This window comes from Diaphorobacter caeni, assembly GCF_015354245.1.
In the GTDB taxonomy this organism is placed as follows: domain Bacteria; phylum Pseudomonadota; class Gammaproteobacteria; order Burkholderiales; family Burkholderiaceae_C; genus Diaphorobacter_A; species Diaphorobacter_A caeni.
In genome coordinates this window covers 15,707-38,283 of sequence record NZ_JADKYZ010000005.1, presented here as the reverse complement: position 1 = coordinate 38,283, position 22,577 = coordinate 15,707, and the positions used below count along the sequence as shown (strand labels likewise).

The following is a 22,577-nucleotide window of genomic DNA, read 5'->3' as shown; positions in this document are numbered from 1 at the left end:
TGCGCGCGAGAAAACACGTCGCCAAACAATGACGTGCGTGTCACCCTCACCCCAGCCCTCCCCCTCAAGCCGGCGAGGCAGCAAGACCGAAGCGCCGCAGGCGCACCAGCATCTCACGAACAGCGAGATGCAGCACGAGCGAAGTGAAGTGCCGAACACACCTCTTCCCATCTGACTTCCGGCGGTTGTCCGAGCGGAGTGACGAAGGAACGCAGCGAGTTCCGCCGGAGGACTCCAAAGCGCGTTTGGGGTTACCTTTTGCGCGCAAGCAAAAGGTAACTCCGCCGCCGGGCGGAACTCCCGGCCTCTGCCCTCAACGCCACGACAAAAGCAAAAAAACGAAGATCAACATTCGACAATGTTGACCGCCAACCCCCCACGCGAAGTCTCCTTGTACTTCGTCATCATGTCCGCCCCCGTCTCCCGCATCGTCTTGATCACCTGATCCAGACTCACATGGTGCGTCCCGTCCCCACGCAACGCCATCCGCGCCGCATTGATCGCCTTCACCGCAGCCAGCGCATTGCGCTCGATGCACGGAATCTGCACCAGCCCACCGACGGGATCACAGGTCAGCCCCAGGTGATGCTCCATGCCGATCTCGGCAGCGTTTTCCACCTGCTCGGGCGTGCCGCCCAGCACCGCGCACAATCCGGCAGCGGCCATCGAACAGGCCACGCCCACCTCCCCCTGACAACCCACCTCCGCGCCCGAGATCGACGCGTTTTCCTTGTAGAGAATGCCGATGGCCCCGGCGGTCAACAGGAAGTCGACCACCCCGCGCTCGTTCGCGCCCTTGATGAAGCGGGTGTAGTAATGCAGCACGGCCGGAACGATGCCCGCCGCGCCATTGGTCGGCGCGGTCACGACGCGGCCGCCCGCCGCGTTTTCCTCGTTCACCGCGAGCGCGAACAGATTGACCCAGTCGATCACCTGCAGCGGATCGTCGCTCACGTCGGGCGCGTTCACCAGCGCCTTTTGCAGCGCGGGCGCACGGCGGCGCACGCGAAAGCCGCCGGGCAGCTCGCCCGCCGTGCCGCAACCGCGCTCCACGCAGGCCTGCATGGCCTGCCAGATGACGAGCAAGCCTGAATCAATCTCCGCATCGCTGCGCCAATGGCGCTCGTTCACGCGCATCACGCTCGCGATGGAGCCCCCACCAGCAAGACCATGCGCACGCGCCTGCAAAAGCAGCTGTTCTCCGCTGTGAAACGGCAGCGGCAGCACGTCGGTATCGGGCGCGATCTCGGCCTGGCGCTGCGTATCCAGCGCGGCTTCCTCGCTCACGATGAAGCCACCGCCGACCGAGTAATACACCTGCGCGTCGAGCACCAGCCCCGCAGCATCCCAAGCCTCGAAACGCATGCCGTTGGCGTGAAAGGGAAGCGTGACCATGGGATCGAGCACCAGATCCTCGCCCTCCTTGAACGGAATCAGCGGGCCGCCTTCGGCAAGCGGCAACCGGTGGTCGCACCGCACCTGCGCAATGAAGCCATCGATCGCGTCGACGTCGACCGTGTCGGGCGCGAAGCCCGCAAGTCCCAGCATCACGGCGCGGTCGCTTGCATGCCCGCGCCCGGTCGCGCCCAGCGATCCATACAGCACGCAGCGCAGGCGCGCGGTCCGCGTCAGCTGATCATGGCGCGCGAGCCGCTGCACGAACTGCCGCGCGGCGCGCATCGGCCCGACAGTGTGCGAGCTCGAGGGACCGATGCCGATTTTGAAGAGATCGAAAACGCTGACCGCCATGCTGCATCCTCGTGTGAGTCCATCGCTGGCATTGTGGCCCGATGGCGCGTCATTGGCACCGGGACTTCCCTCCTTGCGGCGCAAGAGCGGGCAGGTGTGCCCGGCTGCGGCTAGTCGTTCGCGTTCTGTTCAGCGCCCGAGATCAGCGAGCGATCCACCGGTTGCAACGAGATGTCCTCGGCCACCTGCCGCATGCGCTGAAGACGCTCGGGCTCGATGGCGGGCGCGGACTTGAGATACAGGCCGGTGAAATCACCCGCCGTGTTCGTCACGCGCTTGACGTGCAGATTGTCCGAATTGCTGCCGGACCCATTGGGGCCGTAGGCGTAGCCCTCGCCGTCCTTGACGCTCAGCTCGAAGAAGTTGGCGCGCTTGAACGATCCGTCCGGATAGTATTTCAGGCACATCACCAATCCGCCGTTCACGCCGCGCACAATGTGCTCGCACGAGTACTGATAGTCGGATGAATACATCGCACCCGAGCCGTTCGATGTGGCATTGCCGGCCACCTCCATCGAAAAGTAATCCACCGTGTCGTGGTCCGCTCCCGCACGACTGATGCCCGCGAGCAGCCAGATGCCGCGCAGGCTAGCCTGTGTGGTGTGCTCCCCGAACCGGAATCGCGAAATCTCCTTTTCAGGCTCGCCCGGGAACTGGATGAAGCCGTCACGCCCGAAGTGAAGCGCATCCTGACATCGCCGGCATTTCCGTTGTCCAGGCCACTCAGATCGCCGCTGCCGAAGAAGCGACCACCACGGTACTTGTTGAGCTTGCCCGTGTACCGGTTGTCGACCAACTTGCCCGACGTGAGATAGAAAGTGGGAGTGCCGTCGCGCTCGTACGCGTACACCTGCATGACGAGCGTGTCGTCCTGGATGTCGATGTTGAAGCCACGTCCGGGCTTGCCACTGTTTTCGGCAGTGACGCTCCAGATGCCCGTCTGCGGTCCCCAGGCCTGCGCCGTACCCACAAAACCCGCGCCCATTCCCAGCATGGCCACGGCCATCGTCCATTTCTTCAGCATGTTCTTCATTGCTCCGATGCACTCCGAATCCGGAGTCGGTCACCGCCCTGGGCAACCATGTTGTGTATATGTGTGCAATTGTGAGTGATTTACAGACGCTTGCCACCCATTTTCGTCAGCATTCGCTCATCTCTCGGGGGCTTTGCACCAAACGGTCAATCAAGCCGCACGGACCACCACGCGGGCAGCAGCCTGCGCACTTCGGCCCTTGCAAAACGGTCGTCGATCAGATGCACCACGCCCTCGTCCTGCGGCGTGCGGATCACCCGCCCCGCTGCCTGCACCACCTTCTGCAGTCCCGGATAGAGATACGCATAGTCGTACCCCCGCCCTGCGAACAGCCGCTCCATGCGTGCGCTGATCTGCTCGTTCACCGGGTTGAACTGCGGCAGGCCGAGCGTGGCGAGAAACGCGCCGATCAGGCGCTTGCCGGGCAGGTCGATGCCCTCAGCGAACGCGCCGCCCAGCACCGCGAAGCCGATGCCCTGACTGCGCTCGGTGAACTGCTGCAGAAACTCGCGCTGCTGCGCCTCGCCCATGCGGCGCGACTGGCGCCAGAGCGTGATCTCGGGATGCTGGCGCGCGAGCGCTTCGGCCGCCTGTTCGAGATACTCATAGCTACTGAAGAACGCCAGATAGTTGCCAGGCCGTGCGGCGAACTGCGCGGCCATGAGCTGCACCATCGGCGCGATGGACGCGCCGCGGTGCGCATAGCGCGTGGAGATGTGCCGCGCCACCTGCACCGATAGCTGCTCCGCGCGAAACGGCGAGCCCACGTCGAGCGTCGCGTGCGGCTCGGGCAGCCCCAGCAGATCGGCATGGAACTCCATGGGCGTGAGCGTCGCGGAGAACAGCGTGGCCGCGTGCACCCTGGACCAGCGCTCGGCCAAATGGGGCGCGGGCACGATGTTGCGAACGCTGATGTCGGTCTCGCCCGGCTTGGCCTGCCGGGCGCTTGGGCCTCGCGGGCGCTGCGTGTCGATGATCGAATGCTCGCCGAAGGTCTCGAGCAGGCGCAGCACCTGCAGCACCTCCCACTGAAATGCCTGCACATCGGCGTCCAGCGTGTCGGGGTGGTCCGCGAAATGTTCGCCGATGGCCTGCATGCACTGCGTGAGCGCGCCGAGCAGCTTGGCGGGAAAGACTTCGTGCACCGCGTAATCCGCCGACTGCTCCTTGTTCATCGCGCTCCATTGGCGCTTGACGGCCGCGAGCGCCTTCTTCACGCGCGGCGCAGATTCGGCGGTGCCGGACTGCGAGGCAAGCTTGAGCGCCTGCGGCGACAGCGTGGCGCTGTACATGCTGCGCGCGCGGTCGGTCAGGTTGTGCGCCTCGTCGACCAGCAGCGCCACGCGCCAGTCGTTGGCCAGGGTGAGCGCGTGCAGCAGCCCGCCAAAATCGAAGAAATAGTTGTAGTCGCCGACCACCACGTCGACCCAGCGCGCCAGCTCCTGCGACAGGTAGTACGGGCAGATGCCATGCACCAGCGCGACCGAGCGCACGCTCTCCTGATCGAGCAGCTGCGCGGGCTCGGCAAGCGCATCGGCGCGCGCTTCAGGCAGGCGGTCGTAAAAACCGCGCGCGAGCGGGCAGGCATCGCCATGGCAGGCGCTGCCGGGGTTCTCGCAGGCCTTCTCGCGCGCCACCATCTCGAGCACGCGAATGCATGCACCGCCGTGGCCGCGCAACTCGCTCAGCGCATTGAGCGCCAACTGCCGCCCGGACGTCTTGGCCGACAGATAGAACAGCCGGTCGATGGACTGCCCCGGCATCGCCTTCAAGGCTGGAAAAATCGTGCCCGCCGTCTTGCCGATCCCGGTCGGCGCCTGCGCGAGCAGCACGCGTCCCTTGGTCGTCGCGCGGTACACGCCCTCGGCCAGTTCGCGCTGGCCCGCGCGGAATTCCGGGTGCGCGAACGCCAGTGCGCGCAGCGCCGCGTCGCGCCGCACGCGGTGCTCGGCCTCGAGCTGCGCCCAAGCGACGAATTTCCGGCATTGCGCCTCGAAAAAAGCCCGCAGCGCATCACGGCTCCAGCTTTCGGTGAACGCCGTTTCGCGCTCGCTGTCGATGTCGAAATACACCAGCGCGATGTCGAGCGACGCAAAGCCACGCGCCTCGCACATCAGCCAGCCGTAGACGCGTGCCTGCGCCCAGTGCAGCTCGCGCTGCGCGGACGACTGGCGATCGAGACGCCCCTTGAAGGTCTTGATTTCCTCGAGCTGACACGCCTTGGCATCAAAGCCGTCGGCGCGGCCACGCACCAGCAGATTCTCAAACCGGCTGGCGAGCGAGATCTCCGATTCATAGTTCACCGCATCGCGCCTGGCCGTCACCTTGCCATGCCCCGCGATGCCCTCCTGCGCGCTCGGCGCGGGCGTGAAGCGCAGATCCAGATCGCCCGTCTTGGCCGTGAACGCGCACAGCTCGCGCACCGCGACGCTGTAGACGAGCCCCTCGGGCTCAGCCAAGCGCGGCATCGGCGTCATCGCAGGGGGATCCAAGCTGCTCCTGCGCATGGCGCAGTTCCTCGTCGCGCGCCAGCGGCGTGGCCTTGCACAATGCCATCCACACCGTGAACGGCAGACTGCAACGCACATGCCGGGCGGCGCGCAGCTGCTCGAAGCGCGGCGCATCGTCCACGTCGCCGTGCATCACCCAGACGCCGAATTCCTCGGGCAGCTCCTCGGGCTCGGCGATGCCTGCGGGAAAGACGTAGTGGCACTCCTCGCTGAGCCACTGGTACGCAAGCCGTTTGGCCCGATGGCGCAGATCCGAGAGCAGATCGGCACGGCTCGCCTTGACCTCATGCACCTGCGGATGCAGATAGCGCGGCACCGAGGTATTGCGCACCGAAAACAGATCGGGCCGCGCCACCCGCCAGACCCTTCTGGCCGCACGCCTGAGCGGCACCGGCAGCTGCGACTCGTCGGCCCAGAGCATGTCGCTCGCGGGAGCATCGGCCGGCAGCAGCGAAGCGTCCTCGGGTTCGATCGCCGACCCGGCCTCCTCCTCCAGCGCCGCACGCAGCATCAGCTCGCGCCACACGATGCGCCCCTGCGGCAGCAGATGCCGCTGCGCAAACCGGTGCTCGATCCGGTCGTGCAACGTGGCCGAGCGCAGCCCCTTCTGCCGCGCATCGGCCAGCAACGCAATGGCCGCATCGGTCAAACGCAACTGATCATGCCCCTCATGCGAGACCTGCAGCCGCACGAGCCCGGCGGCCAGCAGTTCAATCTCCACCGCGTCCTGACACGGCCAGCCCGCCGAGCGCCAGATCTGCATCAGGCGGGTGCGGTGGTGGCGGGAGAGGGCCCGCTGAGGCGGCAAAGCAGACATCGAATACTGATTTTATATACAGTCATTGATTCTGCCAAGCAGGATGCGCGGACGAAAAAAAGCCCGCCGGACTCATGGAGCGGCGGGCCGGTTCTGTGAACTGAAGGAAGAAATTACTTCGCTTCGTTCGCCAGTTGGGTCTTGGTGATGTTTTCCACCGTAGGCGCCACGTCGTTCTTCATCGTGATGCCGGTGCCGACCGAGCCAGCCGTGGTCAGACGACGCACGTACAGCAGATCCGTGCCTGGCTTGGACAGCGTTCCGGCAACGCCTTCACCTTCGTTCACGCTGTAGGCGAATCGGTAGATGCGCATGATCTGCGTGTTCGCATCACGTTTGGTGCACTGCACGGAGCCTGCGTGGTCACCGTAAATGATGTTCTCGCAGCCGAAGCGCTTGTCGCTGGTGGACATCATGCCCGTGCCGGTGCCGGAGCCCGTCGTGGGGGTATCGAGCTTGTAGAACTCGGTCGTGATGCCCAGATCGCCCACCGAAGTCATCAGCCACTGGCCCTTGAGGCTCTCGGGATCGGTGTTGTAGTTGAACTGGAAACGGGAAATGGCCTTTTCTTCCTCGTTCGGGAACTTCACGTACCCTTTCACGCCCGAGTCGAAGCGCAGCGTGACTTGGCCCGCCTCGGCGGTTTCCTCGCCCACCAGAGCGCCGCTGCCGAAATAGCGGCCGCCACGGTATTGGTGGAGCTTGCCGGTGAACGCGTTGTCCGCGAGCGTGCCGGAAGTCAGATAGAAGGTGGGATTGCCTGCCGAGTCGTATGCATACATCTGCATCACGAGCTTATCGCCCTGAACGTCCAATGCCATGCCGCGACCTGGCTGGCCGTTGTTTTCAGCGGTAATCACCCACACACCTGCCTGCGGGGCAAAAGCCTGGGCCATGCTCGCGCCCAAAAGACCGCCAATCAGGACGAATTTCTTCAACATAGGTTTCTCCAAAGTTCCAAAATATCTGTCTGTGCAAACCGTCGATGATAACAATTCGGACTTAAATCCCCTCTATCCAGCCTAAATCAAGCCTCAAATTCGCCCAAATTGACCAGACAGAAAAGCGTCAGCAGCCGCGATCGATTGGACGGCTCTGAGGCACCCGGAATGCTCATTCCTGAATCAGACTCTGTTGCATGAACTGCCGCATCGCACCTTGCAACTGCTGCACCTGCACATCGTCATTACCGGACTCCACCACCTCGTTTTTCGAAAGAATGCCCGTGCCGCCCGAGACCACACTCAATGGAGACACAGCACATCTCTCCATGGAATGAACGCGTGAACTCACGGCATGCTAGCAATTATTCCCATTTGTTTACAATAAATTACACCAAGAGCTGACCACATCTCGTTAGTCAAATTGAAGTGGGGCTTGATTCGGTTGCCGGAGCCCAACGGGCCGTCAGCAAGACGAGGGCCCGTGGTCGCTTCATGGGAGGCCCGCCGACGATTTGGCGGATGTCGAACTCAGCCCGGGCTCACGCAGACCCGCAGCACTTCCGCACCGTAAGCCTCGAGTTTCTTGGTGCCGATGCCCGTGATGCCCTGCAGGTCCTCGAGTGAGGCGGGGTTGCGTTCGGCGATGGCCGCAAGCGTAGCGTCGTGGAAGATGACGTAGGCGGGCAGGTTGTGCTCGCGGGCGACCTCGGCGCGCCAGGCCTTGAGGTTGATGAAGCGCACCTGGCCGTCCTGGTTGAGGCTCTCGGCCGCGACCGACAGCTTGACGCCGCTTTTCTTCTTGGTGCGCTTGCCCGCGCCGGCCATGGCCTCGCGCAGCAGCACGGGCTGCTCGCCGCGCAGCACGGGACGCGAGCCGTGGGTGAGGCTCAGCGTGTCGAAGCTGTAGCCGCTCTCCAGTTGCACCTTCTGCAGCCCGACCGCGCCGGTCGCGAGCAGCTGGCGCAGCACGCCGCGCAGCTGGGGTTCGGAATACTCGGGGCCGAGGCCGAAGGTGGAGAGCTTTTCGTGGCCGAACTGCTTGACCTTGTCGGTGTCCTTGCCTCGCACGATGTCCATGATGTGGCCGGTGCCGAAGGCGATGCCGCTGGCCTCCTGCACGCGGTAGATGGTCGAGAGCAGCTTGCGCGCCGCGTCGGTGCCGTCCCAGACCTCGGGCGGATGCAGGCAGTTGTCGCAGTTGCCGCAGGGCTCGGAGTGCTCGCCGAAGTACGAGAGCAGTCGCACGCGGCGACAGTCGGTGGCTTCGGCGAGGCCGAGCAGCGCGTCGAGCTTGCCGCGCATGACCTGCTTGAATTCCTCGGTGGCCGGGCTGTCGTCGATCATGCGGCGCTGGTTCACCACGTCGTTGAGGCCGTAGACCATCCACGCGTCGGCAGGCAGTCCGTCGCGGCCCGCGCGGCCGGTTTCCTGATAGTAGCCCTCGATGTTCTTGGGCATGTCCACGTGGGCGACAAAGCGCACGTCGGGCTTGTCGATGCCCATGCCGAAGGCGATGGTCGCGGTCATCACGATGCCGTCTTCGCGCAGAAAGCGGTCCTGGTTCTGCTGACGCACTTCCTGCGGCAGACCGGCGTGATAAGGCAGCGCGGTGATGCCCGCTTCCACCAGCCCCGCCGCGAGTTCTTCCACGCGCTTGCGTGACTGGCAATAGACCACGCCCGCATCGCCCAGGTGTTCGCGCTCGATGAACTTGAGCAGCTGCGCGAGCGGCTCTTTCTTCTCGACGATGGTGTAGCGGATGTTGGGCCGGTCGAAGCTGCTGACGAACTGGCGCGCTTCCTGCAGCCGGAGACCTTCGACGATGTCCGCGCGCGTGAGATCGTCGGCGGTGGCGGTGAGCGCGATGCGCGGCACGCCGGGATAGCGCTCGTGCAGCACCGAGAGCGCACGGTACTCGGGCCGGAAATCATGGCCCCACTGGCTCACGCAGTGCGCTTCGTCGATGGCGAACAGCCCCAGTTGGCCACGTTCATAGAGACCATCGAGCAGGCTCAGAAAACGGTCGGTGTTGAGCCGCTCGGGCGCGGCGTAGAGCAAGGTGATCTCGCCGCGCGAGACGCGGTTTTCCACGTCGAGCGTCGTCGGCCAGTCGAGCGTCGAATTGAGAAACGCGGCCTCCACACCCGCCTCGTGCAGCGCACCGACCTGGTCGTGCATCAGCGCGATCAGCGGCGAGACCACGATGGCCACGCCCTTGCCCGCGTCGCGGCGCACGATGGCCGGGACCTGATAGCACAGCGACTTGCCGCCGCCGGTGGGCATGAGCACGAGAGCGTCGCCGCCCGCGATCACATGCTCGATGATCGCCTCCTGGGAGCCACGGAACTGCTCGTAGCCGAAGACATCATTGAGAACAAACTGCGCGGGAGACAAACCGGAACTCTCTCTTTTCGATAGCATGCTGCCCTTGCAATGAAGGGATTGCGGGACCATTGGCCAGTGTGAAGGCGGAGCGGAAAGCAACCGCCCCCAGCCCTCTATTGTGCTACCGCGTGCCCGGCGAGGGGTTTTCGCTCAGATCAAGCCCCAGCAAATTGCGCAGCGCGGGGTTGCGGTTGCTCTTGAGCCAGGCCATGCCGTGTTCAAGGCGCGGTGCGTCGTCGCCCAGCGACTTGAACACCACGCCGCCCAAGTGCTCCAGCGCCTGCAGCTCGGCGGGAATGACCGAGACGCCCGTGCCCGCCGCGATGTGGCAGATCAGCACCTGCGAGGTCTCGCTCTCGTGCACCACATGCGGAGTGAAACCCGCGTCGCGGCAGGCGGCGTCCATGACGTCGCGCAGATGAAAGCCCTGGTTGGACGGGTAGCCGACAAACGGCGCGTCGGCCAGCGCCTCGAGCGGCACATGCGCCGCCCCAGCCAGCGGATGACTGGCGGGCAGCGCGAGCACGAATTCGCTGCTGATGAAGCTGCGTGCGTCGATCTGCGTATCGCGCAGCGGCAGAAAGCACAGCGCCACATCCAGCTGCCCATCCAGCAGCCGCGAGCGCAGCAGCCCCGTGGGATGCGGTCCCTGAATGTCGAGCTGCACATCGGGATAGCGCTGGCGGAAATGCAGCACCACGCGCGGCAGCAGTTGCTGGCTGGCGCGGCCGGTGTAGCCCACGCGCAGCATGCCGGTGTCGCCGCGCTCCACCAGCCGACAGGCCTCCACCGCCTTGTCGAGCTGCAGAAACAGCGACTGCACGCCCTCCAGAAAGGTCTCGCCCGCCTGCGTGAGGTGCACGCGGCGGGTGCAACGCTCGAAGAGCTTCACACCGAGCGCCTCCTCCAGCTCGCGAATGCGCTGGCTCAGCGGCGGCTGCGCCATGTGCAGCTTTTCGGCCGCACGGGTGAAGCTCTGCTCCTGCGCCACCGCCAAAAAACCTCTCAAATGCCGCAATTCCATGATCTGCGCCCACTGATTAAGACGCAGTGAATATAAATCAGGGCGAAATTGAGTATTGGACATATGAACCCACGATTTCTACGATGCCCGCAGTTGAAAAAATTCTGGAGCAGCAAAAAGTGGCAGATCTGAAGAACCGTGTGGCCCTGGTGACGGGTGGCAATTCCGGCATTGGCCATGCCATCGCCAAACGTCTGGCGCGCGACGGCGCCGACGTGTTGATCAACGGCATCGTGAGCGACGAGGAAGGCGGCGCGGTGGCGCTGGAGATCGCCTCCGCCCATGGCGTGAACGCCCGCTACCTGCGCGCCGACCTGCGCAATCCCGCCGAGATCGAGACCATGATCCGCGCCGTGGAGCAGGACCATGGCGCGATCCAGATCCTGGTCAACAACGCCGGCATGCAGCACGTGAGCAACATCGAGGACTTCCCCGTCGACAAGTGGAACGACATGCTGGCGCTCAACCTCTCGGCGAGCTTCCACACCATCCGCCTTGCGCTGCCCGCCATGCGCAAGCATGGCTGGGGCCGCATCATCAACATGGCGTCGATCAGCGGTCTGCGCGGACGCGCGGGCAAGGTGGCCTACAACGCCACCAAGCACGGACTGATCGGCCTGACCAAGTCGGTGGCCCTCGAGACCGCCACCACCGACATCACCTGCAATGCGATCTGCCCCGGCTGGGCGCTCACCGCGCTGGTGCAAAAGCAGGTGGACGCGCTCGCCGCACGCGAATCGCTCGACAATGAGGCCGCCACGCGCATGCTGCTGGGCGCACGCCAGCCCTCGGGCCGCTTCGTCACCGTGGATCAACTGGCCTCGCTGGCTTCGTATCTGTGCTCCGACGACGCACAGGAAGTGCGCGGCGCCGCCTGGACCATGGACGGCGCGACCACCGCCGCCTGATCCGTCCAGCATTCCTTTTCAAGTACTCCAAGAGACATGACGACGACCACGCAGCCGCTCTCCGCCCTGCCCGCCATTGACGAGACGCACGACACCGCACTCCAGAGCTGGGTGATGTCCGCCAATGGCCATCCGCAGTTTCCGATCCAGAACCTGCCCATGGGCGTGTTCGACGCAGGCGAGGGCGCGCGCATCGGCGTGGCCATCGGCAACGAGGTGCTGGACCTCGCCGCCACGCTCGAAAGCGGTCTGCTGGCATCGCTCGACGCCACCACGGAAGCAGCGCTGCACGGCGACACGCTGAACGCCTGGATGGCCCTGTCCGCCACACAGCGTGGACTGCTGCGCGCCGCGCTCTCCGATCTGCTGCAGGCCGACACCCAGTCCGGCAGACAGGCCAGCGCCGTCAGCCGCCAGCTGCTGCGCCCGCAGGACGCCTGCCGCATGCTGCTGCCCGCCACCGTGGGCGACTATTCCGACTTCTACGCAGGCATCCATCACGCGACCAACGCGGGCAAGTTCTTTCGCCCCGACAACCCGCTGCTGCCCAACTACAAGCACGTGCCCATCGCCTACCACGGCCGCAGCTCCAGCATCCGGCCCTCAGGCACGGTGCTCAAGCGCCCGAGCGGCCAGATCCGCCGCGACACGCCGGACGGCCCCGTGCCCGAATACGGCCCGAGCGAGCGCCTCGACTACGAGCTCGAACTCGCCATCTGGGTGGGCGCCGGCAACGCGCTCGGTGAACAGATTCCGGTGGCCGAGGCCAGCGCACACATCGCGGGCTTTGGCCTGTTCAACGACTGGTCCGCGCGCGACCTGCAGGCCTGGGAATACCAGCCGCTCGGCCCCTTCACCGGCAAGAACTTCATGTCCACCGTCTCGCCCTGGGTCATCACGCAGGAGGCGCTCGCGCCCTTCCGCGGCCCGGTGATGGCGCGCGCCGAGGGCGACCCCGCCCCGCTGGCCTACCTGAGCAACGCGCACGATCAACAATGCGGCGGCCTCGTCATCCAGCTGGAAGTGCTGCTGTCCACCGCGAAGATGCGCGAGCAGGGCCTCGCCCCGCATCGCCTGTCCATCGGCGACTCCAGCCATCTCTGGTGGACGCCCGCACAGATGCTGACCCAGCAAACCGTGGGCGGCTGCAACGCGCGCCCCGGCGACCTGCTCGGCTCGGGCACCATCTCGACCCCCATGCAGGGCGGCTTTGGCGCACTGCTCGAAATCACCGAAGGCGGCAAGCGCGCGGTGGAACTCGCCAGCGGCGAGAGCCGCACCTTCCTGCTTGACGGTGACGAGATCATCCTGCGCGGCTGGTGCGAACGCGAAGGCCATGCCCGCATCGGCCTCGGCGAATGCCGTGGCCGCGTGCAAGACTGATCCAACCAGCCCCCCAACCATCCGAATCCAGAAACCGAGGAGACCCACCATCATGAAGAAGCAACTGTTCGCCACCGCGCTCACCGCCATCGGCCTCATCACGGCAGCCGTCCCCGCCGCAGCCCAAGGCGGCAACGCGGCCCACTTCCCCAACGCGCCAGTCAAGCTCATCGTGCCCTACACCGCAGGCGGCGTCACCGACATCATGGGCCGCATGTTCGCTGAACAGGCCGGCAAGCGCCTCGGCCAACCGGTCATCATCGAGAACAAGACCGGCGCCAACGGCACCCTGGGCGGCGTGCAGATGCTCTCTGCCGACCCGGCCGGCTACTCGCTCACCATGCTGCCCATCGGCACGTTCCGCATGCCGCACATCACCGGCGCGCAGTTCAACCCGCTCAAGGACTTCACCTACATCTCGGTGATCTCCGGCTTCAACTACTACATCGCCGTCAACTCCAATTCACCGTGGACGAACGTGAGCGACCTCGTCGCCCACGCCAAGAAGAGCAACGGAGCCGTCTCCTACGGCACGCCCGGCGCCAACAGCAGCCAGCACATCGGCATGGCCCAGCTCGGCGTGAAGGCCAAGGCCGACTGGACGCACGTGCCCTTCAAGGGCGACGCGGACGCCATCTCGGCCCTGCTCGGCAACCACATCCAGGCCGTGGTCAGCTCGAGTTCCATCCTCCCCTACGTGAACACCGGCAAGATCCGCGTGCTCGCCTCGCTGGGCGACGTGCGCTCCCCCGACCTGCCCAACGTCCCCACGCTCAAGGAACAGGGCTACAACATCGTCCACACCTCCCCCATGGGCATCGCAGGACCCAAGGGCATGGACCCGGCCGTCGTGAAAAAGCTCGAAACCGCCTTCCGCGACGCCTACAACGACCCTGAGTATCAGGCCGGCCTGAAGAAACTCGGCATGTCCGCGCTCTACATGAACGCCGCCGACTACACCAAATACGCCACCGAAACCTTCAACGGCGAACGCGAGGCGCTCAAGTCGATGGGCGTGGAAGTCAAATAAACAAGCGACAAAGCGCATCGCCCGCCAGGGCGATGCCGAGCACGCCCCGTCACAACCGATCGAAGCACAGCGCCGCCTGTGCTGGACCACTCCTCTGACTGACAGAGCCTCCGGGGTGCCCAACATGGGCAACCGCCCTGGACTCTCGATTTCTCCACCTAACACATCGACCTGCAGCCTGCCGGCAATCCATTCGCCACGGCAGACTGGAGGCGCTCCTCGCTCTTTTTATAGATTTTATAAATTGAAACAGTAATTTCAATTACCTTATGAAATGATTCTCCGGAAGTAAATCAACAAGGAGGCATTGTCATGACCGGGCTCCCAGCAGCACGACAAACGGACGCAACGTTGTATGGTGGGCCGATCGTTCAAGGCTCCCTCACTGTCTTGATCGGAAGCTCCGGCGGCGTCGCCTGCTCGGTCTGCCCCGGTGGCGTCACGGAAGGCAACCCGATCAATCCGATTCTGGGTGCCAAGGTACAGAGCGCAGAAGTGGACCTTCAGTTGCCGGGACCCCTGTCGTTCTTGGTGTCCCGCAACTATTCCAGCTATCAGACGGCCGCGCCCGCGCCCGTAGGTTTGCTGGGGCCTGGCTGGTGGCTTCCGCATGAGATGTCACTGCTCCAGACACCGGAGCAACTCTCGCTTGCGGACGGCAAGGGGCGATCCATCGCTTTCGATGCTCTGGCTCCGGGAGAGACGGCATTCAGTCCCAGCGAAGGCATATGGCTTGTGCGCGGTGGTCACGAACAACTCCCGACGTGGAGCGATCCGGCCCAGCGGCTGGAGGCTGCATGGCTGGCGCTGGACGCGGGACTTCGAAGGTGCGCTGATCACGTCTTTCTCGCCAACGACCCCTTGGGACCCTGGTGGATTTTCGCCCCCGCTGCAGCGCTTGGGGGCGGCGTTGCAGCCACTCGCCTGATGCTGTCGGGAATGGCTGATCGGTTTGGGCGCACACAAACCATTGAGCGGAACCCACAGACCGGACACATAGAGCGCGTCAAGGACGGATCACAACGCGAGTTCCGCCTCGAGTACGTGGACATGCGCCACCTCGCCGACGATGGACGACAGGGGTGGGGTCCAGACCCAGGTCTGCGGCTTGCGGCGATTCACCTGGTCAGCCACCATCGCTCAGGCGAATCCGGCGCGGTTTCAGCGCCTTCCGTACCGCTGGTCCGATACGAATATTCCGCACGGGGCGAACTCGCGGCCGTGTATGGACGAGACGCCCGCTTGCGACGCAGCTTTCGCTATCACCCCCAACAGCGGGGCCGAATGGTGGCTCAAACCCATGCCGGGCGACCAGAGACATCGTATGTTTACGACGCTGCGGGGCGTGTCGTCGAACAGCACCGTGCCGGGACGTTGGAGCAGGCGCTTTCGTACGATGAGCGATCGACCACCGTCGTCGATCAGCTCGGCAGAAAGCGCGTCTACCATTTCGAGGGGCAGGGAGGACTGCGCCGGGTGGTGAGGCTCGAGCAACGCGATGGCACGTCCTTGCACAGCAGGTTCGATGCCAATGGCCGTCTGGTGGCCAGCATCGATGCAGCCGGGCGCGAGACGCGGTATGACATCGATGTCGTGACGGGCGACGTGCTCTCGATGACGCTGTCAGACGGGGAGTTGATTCGCACCGACTACGATGCGCGAGGACTGGAAATCCGGCGTCACAGTTCACGCGGCACGGTGACGAGCATGGAATACGATGCGCTGGGCCGCCTCGGCGCCTCGACAGATGTCCTGGGTCACACCACGCGCTACCACTACAAGGACGCCAGCAGCGAGAACCCAACGAGCGTCGAAGACCCCAAAGGGGGGCGCGTGCACTATGAATGGAACTCCAGCCAGCAGCTCATCCGGCGGACCGACTGCAGCGGCAGCCAGACCCGTTATTTCTATGATGCCTTCGGACAGCTGATACGCACCGAGGGGGAAGAAGGCACCTTCGATGCCTACGAGCTGGATGGTCAGGGCCGCGTATGCGTCCACACGAATGCCGCGCATCAGATCACGCGATACCGCTTCAGCGAGGCCGGTGATCTTCTGGAGATCGGCTCACCCGACGGTTCATTCGCTCGGTTTGACTACGACGAGCACGGACGGCTGTTGGCTCAGCACGAAGGCGGAAGCACTCAGGCATTCCAATATGACGCCGTTGGACGAATCAGCCATCTGATCAACGAAAACGGGGCGCGGGCCTCGCTCGAATACGACGTGATGGACAGGCGCATCAGCCAGACGGGCTTTGATGGGCGCACACAGCGCTTCTCATACGACGCATCAGGTCATCTCGTTGAGTCTGACGATGCCGGCCTTCGTACACGCTACGAATACGACTCCGATGGACGCTTGGTGACCAGACACGTTCTCGACCCACGCAAAGGGACGGAATTCGTCCTCATGGAGACATTGCGCTACAGCGAGTCGGGGCACCTCGGCGAAGTGCGCCAGGCCACCGAGTTCCACGGCATCACGACTGCAATGCAGTTGGATCGTGATCCACTCGGGCGGGTGCTCAAGGAGCGCCAGATCATCGCCTCTGCAACGGGAGAAACGCTCTGGCAGTATCAGGTCGAGCATGATTACGATGCCCTCGGCTCGGAGACACAAACCCGATACGAGGGACTACCCCCCGTGCTCTGGCAAACGTACGGTGCCGGGCATCTGCATGGCGTGATGCTCGACGGCGCGACGCTGGTGGACTTTGAACGCGACAAGCTGCACCGCGAAACGGAGCGTCGTTTTGCCGGAACCACCATCGCGAGCAGCTACGACGCGCTGTCGCAGCTCCAGCATGTCCAGGTCCGTGGCGCATGGGCCAACGAAGACGTGAGCGTGGACTATCCGTCGTTGCGTCGCGCGCTGGCACAGGCCATTGATCGCCAGCATGAATATGACGCGATGGGGCAGCTCACCGCGATACACACGGCTCAGGGAAGCAGGCGATACGCCTACGACAAGGCAGGCCGCATCGCACGCATGTCTCACCCTCACTTCGGGAACATCGACTACCGGTTCGACGCCGCGGGCAATCAACTGCGCGCCGGCCTTCAGGCATCTGCGGAAACGACGCCATGGGAAGAAGTCGCGCTGCAGCGATTTCAGGATCGGAACTTCAATTTGCTCGGAGATGCGAAAAGCCCGACACACGCTTCGAACCACCGGCAATGGACAAGCAACCGGATTCTCGTTGATGACGACTATCGCTACGGTTACGACACATGGGGCAACGTCGTTCACAAGCAGCGGATATCAGGCAACGAACAGCATCACTATGTCTATGACTGCTTCCACCGCCTGATCCGTTATGAGTTCGAGTCGGACGCATGCACGCGCGGTGCCAACTATTTCTACGATCCGGCGGGTCGTCGCGTTGCCAAACAGACCCTGCAGGCTGACGCACAGGGGAATCTGACCGGAGAAGGCGTCATCACCACCTATTTCGGTTGGGACGGAGACCGCCTGGTACGCACTCAAACGGACGACCAATGCATTCATACGCTTTATGAGCCCGCGCGACATGTTCCGTTGATCCGCATCGAGTCGAGCCCCACGGCCCCCCTTCAAACCCTGGCGCACTTCATAGAGGAACAATCCGGCGCCCAACTCGATGCAACGCAACATGCCAAATTGGCGCAGGTTGAGAAGAATCTCCGCTCCGGGAAGGCCACCAGAGAAAGCGATGTCTGGCTCCAACACGCCCGCATCGATCCAGGTGCGCTGAGTCGCTGGTTGCTTGCCGGCGACGGCAAGAACGCCGACCGCTCAACGGAACGCACGCTGCACCTGTATCACTGTGATCATCTGGGTACGCCCGAAGCGCTCATCAACGAGTCAGCCCAAGTCAGTTGGTCTATCGAACTCGATCCCTTTGGCGCCACGCTTGGCGAACACAACCCGGAGAATCTGCACCAGTCCATCCGTTTTCAAGGCCAGCAATGGGACGAGGAATCGGGATTGCACTACAACCGCCATCGCTTCTATGACACCCACCTCGCTCGCTACATCACTCAGGACCCATTGGGCTTCATGGGCGGCATCCACATGTACGCCTACGCGGGCAACAATCCCCTACGCAACATCGATCCACTGGGCCTGAGGGAAGCTTTCGCCAAATACGGCCCTCCAGCGCCTGAAGTCAACACCGTCGTGTGCGACGGCAATGGCGGCATGAAGGTGCAAGTAAGTGCCAGACAGGCCGCTGTCAAGGATGCTGCCACATGTGGAGTTATCAACTGCATTGAAGTACACGAGAAGCAACACGTGCAGGACCTGAACACGCTCTACAAAAATACCGGCGAGTTGTGCAAAGGTATACCTGCAAATGCGCAGATCGGTTTCGCGAACGCCTGCTTGCGATACATCAGTGAAATCAAAGCCTACGATGCAGGGCTCGCCTGCCTTAAGAAACTGAAAAACAAAGCTTGTCAGGATCTCGTCCAGGAAGCGATCAGGATCTCAGAAATCAGCCTGAGTAACTCCAAACATCTGGCCAAGGACTTCTGCAAGCCTTTTTGAAACACTCATGCCCCCCCAACGGCTTGTCCGAACCACTCCACTTCCACGCATCAGACGTACAAGACCTGAAATGAACAGTGCAATTTCCTCGTCAATGCAAGGGCACCCGGAGTATCCGGCCTGACGAGTGTTTTGTTTTTCTACAATCGAGGCATGACCCTCCCTCTCTACACCCGCGCCCAACAGCTCCCCGAGATCCTCGAAACCCGCATCGCCATTCTTGATGGCGCCATGGGCACCATGATCCAGCGCTTCAAGCTGGGCGAGGCGCAGTACCGGGGCGAGGGCTACAGCGGCCCCGACGGCGCGGGCGAGCGCTTCAAGGACTTTCCGCGTGACGTCAAGGGCAACAACGAACTGCTCTCGCTCACCCGTCCCGACGTGATCCGCGACATCCACGAAAAATACCTCGCGGCCGGTGCCGACCTGATCGAAACCAACACCTTCGGCGCCACCTCCGTCGCCCAGGACGACTACGGCATGGGCGAGCTCGCCCGCGAGATGAACCTGGCCTCCGCCAAGCTCGCACGCGCCGCCTGCGACAAATACTCCACCCCCGACAAGCCGCGTTACGTGGCCGGCGCCCTCGGCCCCACGCCCAAGACCGCGAGCATCAGCCCCGATGTGAACGACCCGGGCGCACGCAACGTCACCTTCGAGCAGCTGCGCGCAGCCTACTTCGAGCAGACCGTCGCGTTGATCGAAGGCGGGGCGGACGTGATCCTCGTCGAGACCATCTTCGACACGCTCAACGCCAAGGCCGCGCTGTTCGCCGTGGAAGAAGCCTTCGACGCGACCGGCGAGGTGCTGCCCATCATGATCAGCGGCACCGTCACCGACGCCTCGGGCCGCATTCTCTCGGGCCAGACCGTGACCGCCTTCTGGCACAGCGTGCGTCACGCCAACCCGCTGACCATCGGCCTGAACTGCGCCCTCGGCGCGACGCTGATGCGCCCCTACATCCAGGAGCTGAACAAGGCCGCGCCGGACACCTTCATCAGTTGCTACCCGAACGCGGGCCTGCCCAATCCGATGAGCGACACCGGCTTTGACGAAACGCCGGACGTGACCTCGCGCCTGGTGCATGAGTTCGCTGCCGAAGGTCTGGTGAACGTCGTCGGCGGCTGCTGCGGCACCACGCCCGACCACATCGCCGCCATCGGCAAGGCGGTGGACGGCACGAAGACGCGCCGCATCTTCTATCCCGAAACGGCCTGATCGAGCGCGCCCAGAAGCGCGTCGAACTTCTCGTCGGTGAGCCACTCGCTGTTGCTCACCGAGACCAGACGCTGCGCCCAGTCGCGCGCGATCATCACGCTGTCGAGCACCGCGCTGCCCAGCAGCGGCGCATAGCGCACGTAGTCCGAGACGATATGCGCGAACGGCAGCGACAGCCCCAGCCCCGATGCCCAGTGCGCGCGCATCAGCGCGTCGCGTGACCTGCGATCGGGCATGCGCAGCAGCAGCACGGGCCAGGTGCCGCGAGCATCCGGCGCGACGTCGCGCACCACCTCCACGCCCGGAATCCCGGCGAGCCGCGCGATGCGTTCTTCGGCGCGTGACTCGGCCTGCCGCAAATGATCCGACAGGCGCGCCAGCGCACGCACGCCGACGCGTCTGCGCCATGTGCCCAGCGTGTGCTGCGGAATGAAGGCATCGAAATCATCGCCTGCGGCGGCGATCCAGTCGTCCTGCGCAAGGCTTCTGCGCAGCGGTGCGCCGTAGGCCCAGTCAAGCGTCGCGGGCCGGTAGATCGCCGCGTGGCCCAGCAGTTCGGCGCTGCGCAGCAGCTCCCAGCCAAGGCTGAAACCGATCGTGCGCCGGTGCATGGCGTAAAGGCCCCGGCGCAGGTCCGCATCGCGCGCGACGAGCACGCCACCCTCATAGGTGGTGAGCACGGTGCTGGCCGCAAGGCTGTAGATGCCGATGTCGCCCTGCAGGCCCACCGCACCGCCCTGCACGCGCGCACCCAACGCCTGCGCGGCGTCCTCGATCACGAACGCGCCAACCATGCGCGCATAGTGCAGCGCCACCCGCACGTCGGCCACACGGCCACCGAGGTGCGTGGGCACGATGGCGAGCGTGCGCTCGCTGCAGAGCCCGCGCAGCATCCCGTCGTCCATGTCGAGCGCATCGGCGCTCAGATCGCACAGCCGCGCCTGCAGCCCGCACTGCGAGATCGCCAGCGCCACCAGCGGGCTGGTGTAGGCGGGAATGATGACCTCGTTGCGCGACGGTGCCAATTTGTGCAGCGTGCGCAGCGCCACCATCAGCGCCGATGTGCCCGAGCATTCAAGCTGCACATCGGGCACGCCCAACCATGCAGCCAGCGCCGCCTCCAGATCATCGTCGCCCCAGGGGCGCAGATCACGCCAGCGCAACGGCAGGCCGGCGGTGGGCGGAACGGTGATGCGGGGGATCTGGCTCATGCGTCGATTGTCCGCCAGTTGCGGCGCGCGCACCGACACCTGCACCTGCACTGGCTGAGCGAAATCCAGAATGGCAAGCCTGCGGACTGCGGCCTAGACTGCCACTTTGCCCGAGCAGTGACGAGGCCCGCCATGTCCACGACCAACGCACGCACCGACATCTCCAACCAGTTCCCCGACTGGACCGATTACAACCTGCTCGCCACCGATCCGGCACTCCAAGCATCGCTCGCCCATGCCGGTGTCGACTGGGCGGAGCCCATGCTCAAGGTCTACGCGCAGCAACTGGGCCACGCGCAGACCTTTGAGCTCGCCGGGCTGGCCAACCGCCACACGCCCGAACTGCACAGTTTCGACACGCGCGGGCAGCGCATCAGCAGCGTGGAGTTTCATCCCGCGTGGCACGCACTGCTCGGCATGTACCGCGAGCGCGGGCTGGTCTCGCTGCCGTTTGAAAACCCGGCTCAGAAAGGCCGCTGGACGGCGTGGGCCGCGGGCTTCTATCTGCACGGGCAGATCGAGCAGGGCACGCTCTGCCCCGCGACGATGACGCAGGCCAGCATCCCGCTGATAGCGCGCGAGCCCGCGCTCTGGGCCGCGCTTGGCGGCAAGCTGATGAGCCATGCCTACGACGCGCGCGATGTGCCCATCACCGAGAAGGCCAGCCTCTGGATCGGCATGGGCATGACCGAAAGACAGGGCGGCTCCGACGTGCGCGCCAACACCACGCTGGCCGTGCCGCTGGATGCGGGCGGGCGCTGCGGCGCGTATCGCATCAACGGCCACAAATGGTTTTATTCCGCACCGATGAGCGATGCGCATCTGGTCGTCGCGCGGCTTTCGCAGGAGGACGGGCCGCTTGGCTGCTTCTTCGTGCCGCGCTGGCGGGACGACGGCAAGCTCAACGCAGTTCACGTGCAGCGCCTCAAGGACAAGGTCGGCAACCGCAGCAATTCGAGCAGCGAGGTGGAGTTCGTCGACGCCATCGGCACGCTGATCGGCGAGGAAGGGCGCGGCATTCCCACCATCATCGAGATGGCGACCTATACGCGGCTCAACTGCGTGCTCGGCAGCGCGGCCATGCTGCGCTCGGCGCTGGTGCAGGCACTCGCGTACACGCGCAGGCGCTCGGCCTTCGGCAAGCATCTGGCGGAGCAGCCGCTGATGCGCTCGGTGCTCGCCGATCTGGCGCTTGAAAGCGAGGCCGCTCTGGCGCTGTCCATGCGCCTGGCCCAGGCGTATGAAGACGAAGATGCGGGGAGCGACCCGCTCGCCCGCGCGTGGAAGCGCGTGATGACGCCGGCTGCCAAGTTCTGGGTCTGCAAGCGCGGCGTGGAACTGAGCGGCGAGGCCATGGAGGTGTTCGGCGGCAACGGCTACGTGAACGAAAGCCTCGTCGCGCGCCTGTTCCGCGAGGCGCCCGTCAACTCGATCTGGGAGGGCTCGGGCAACGTGATGTGCCTCGACGTGCTGCGCGCCCTCTCGCGCGAGCGCGATGCGCTCGAGCAGCTCTATGCCGACTTCAGCAACGCCGCGCTCGACGAGCCGCGCATTGCCAAGGCGCTGCGCGAGCTGCACGCCCTCTTCACCGCGCCGCCTGATCAACTCGAGGGCATTGCACGGCTGCTCGTGCAGCGGCTGGTGCTGATCGCCCAGGCCTGCCTGCTCAAGCGCCATGCCCCGGCCTTCGTGGCCGACGCCTTCATCGCCACGCGCCTGGCCAGCCCCACGGGCATCAACGGCGTGGTGGGCGCCATCGACGTGCGCGGGCTCGACGTGGACGCCATTCTGGAGCGCGCGCTGCCGCAGTGAACGACCGCTTCGCGCGCCCGGAC

16 protein-coding genes are annotated in these 22,577 nt (G+C 64.6%); 6 read left to right on the top strand and 10 right to left on the bottom strand.

What is annotated here, in order from left to right; genetic code table 11:
• Positions 1–345: 345 nt before the first annotated feature.
• The 9 genes from ISG32_RS13480 to ISG32_RS13440 all read right to left on the bottom strand — a co-directional run bounded on the left by ISG32_RS13480 (position 346) and on the right by ISG32_RS13440 (position 10,447).
• Positions 346–1,749: an L-serine ammonia-lyase gene (locus tag ISG32_RS13480; RefSeq protein WP_194771553.1), complete on the bottom strand. Its 1,404-nt coding sequence runs from the start codon at positions 1,747–1,749 to the stop codon at positions 346–348.
• A 110-nt stretch (positions 1,750–1,859) separates the two neighbouring features.
• Positions 1,860–2,156 (bottom strand): hypothetical protein, encoded by a 297-nt coding sequence (locus ISG32_RS13475; protein WP_194771552.1) that lies wholly within the window; start codon positions 2,154–2,156, stop codon positions 1,860–1,862.
• 14 nt (positions 2,157–2,170) lie between these two features.
• Positions 2,171–2,782 (bottom strand): hypothetical protein, encoded by a 612-nt coding sequence (locus tag ISG32_RS13470; protein WP_194771551.1) that lies wholly within the window; start codon positions 2,780–2,782, stop codon positions 2,171–2,173.
• Between the two features lie 146 nt (positions 2,783–2,928).
• Positions 2,929–5,259 (bottom strand): ATP-dependent DNA helicase, encoded by a 2,331-nt coding sequence (locus ISG32_RS13465; protein WP_407645062.1) that lies wholly within the window; start codon positions 5,257–5,259, stop codon positions 2,929–2,931.
• A complete protein-coding gene (locus ISG32_RS13460; RefSeq protein WP_194771550.1) occupies positions 5,234–6,109 on the bottom strand; it encodes a hypothetical protein in 876 nt (291 codons plus the stop codon). The genes ISG32_RS13465 and ISG32_RS13460 overlap by 26 nt, the downstream gene beginning before the upstream one ends.
• Positions 6,110–6,222: 113 nt before the next feature.
• The gene (locus ISG32_RS13455; protein WP_194771549.1) at positions 6,223–7,050 is read right to left on the bottom strand and encodes a hypothetical protein; all 828 of its coding nucleotides are present in this window, start codon (positions 7,048–7,050) and stop codon (positions 6,223–6,225) included.
• Positions 7,051–7,222: 172 nt separating this feature from the next.
• Entirely contained in the window at positions 7,223–7,366 is a 144-nt protein-coding gene (locus ISG32_RS13450; protein ID WP_194771548.1) for a hypothetical protein, read from the bottom strand.
• A 215-nt stretch (positions 7,367–7,581) separates the two neighbouring features.
• Positions 7,582–9,447 carry a DNA helicase RecQ gene (gene recQ / locus ISG32_RS13445; RefSeq protein WP_194771868.1) on the bottom strand — a complete coding sequence of 622 codons (1,866 nt, stop codon included), beginning with the start codon at positions 9,445–9,447 and terminating at the stop codon, positions 7,582–7,584.
• Positions 9,448–9,559: 112 nt separating this feature from the next.
• On the bottom strand, positions 9,560–10,447 hold the full coding sequence (locus tag ISG32_RS13440) for a LysR family transcriptional regulator (RefSeq protein WP_194771547.1): 888 nt from the start codon (positions 10,445–10,447) through the stop codon (positions 9,560–9,562).
• A 134-nt stretch (positions 10,448–10,581) separates the two neighbouring features.
• On the opposite strand from ISG32_RS13440, the gene ISG32_RS13435 reads away from it, so the two are divergent.
• The 5 genes from ISG32_RS13435 (at position 10,582) to ISG32_RS13415 (ending at position 19,531) form a co-directional block, all read left to right on the top strand.
• On the top strand, positions 10,582–11,370 hold the full coding sequence (locus ISG32_RS13435) for a 3-hydroxybutyrate dehydrogenase (protein ID WP_323745935.1): 789 nt from the start codon (positions 10,582–10,584) through the stop codon (positions 11,368–11,370).
• A 36-nt stretch (positions 11,371–11,406) separates the two neighbouring features.
• Positions 11,407–12,753: a fumarylacetoacetase gene (fahA, locus tag ISG32_RS13430; protein WP_194771545.1), complete on the top strand. Its 1,347-nt coding sequence runs from the start codon at positions 11,407–11,409 to the stop codon at positions 12,751–12,753.
• A 52-nt stretch (positions 12,754–12,805) separates the two neighbouring features.
• Positions 12,806–13,783, top strand: coding sequence for a Bug family tripartite tricarboxylate transporter substrate binding protein (locus ISG32_RS13425; RefSeq protein WP_194771544.1), 978 nt, complete (start codon positions 12,806–12,808; stop codon positions 13,781–13,783).
• A 312-nt stretch (positions 13,784–14,095) separates the two neighbouring features.
• On the top strand, positions 14,096–18,313 hold the full coding sequence (locus ISG32_RS13420; protein WP_194771543.1) for an RHS repeat-associated core domain-containing protein: 4,218 nt from the start codon (positions 14,096–14,098) through the stop codon (positions 18,311–18,313).
• Between the two features lie 153 nt (positions 18,314–18,466).
• Entirely contained in the window at positions 18,467–19,531 is a 1,065-nt protein-coding gene (locus ISG32_RS13415; protein WP_194771542.1) for a homocysteine S-methyltransferase family protein, read from the top strand.
• On the opposite strand, the gene ISG32_RS13410 is transcribed toward ISG32_RS13415, so the two are convergent.
• Positions 19,513–20,733 (bottom strand): DegT/DnrJ/EryC1/StrS family aminotransferase, encoded by a 1,221-nt coding sequence (locus ISG32_RS13410; RefSeq protein ID WP_456074532.1) that lies wholly within the window; start codon positions 20,731–20,733, stop codon positions 19,513–19,515. The two genes, ISG32_RS13415 and ISG32_RS13410, sit on opposite strands and share 19 nt — an antisense overlap.
• A 141-nt stretch (positions 20,734–20,874) precedes the next feature.
• Between ISG32_RS13410 and ISG32_RS13405 the strand changes: the two genes are divergently transcribed.
• Positions 20,875–22,554 carry an acyl-CoA dehydrogenase family protein gene (locus ISG32_RS13405; protein WP_194771540.1) on the top strand — a complete coding sequence of 560 codons (1,680 nt, stop codon included), beginning with the start codon at positions 20,875–20,877 and terminating at the stop codon, positions 22,552–22,554.
• Positions 22,555–22,577 lie beyond the last annotated feature (23 nt).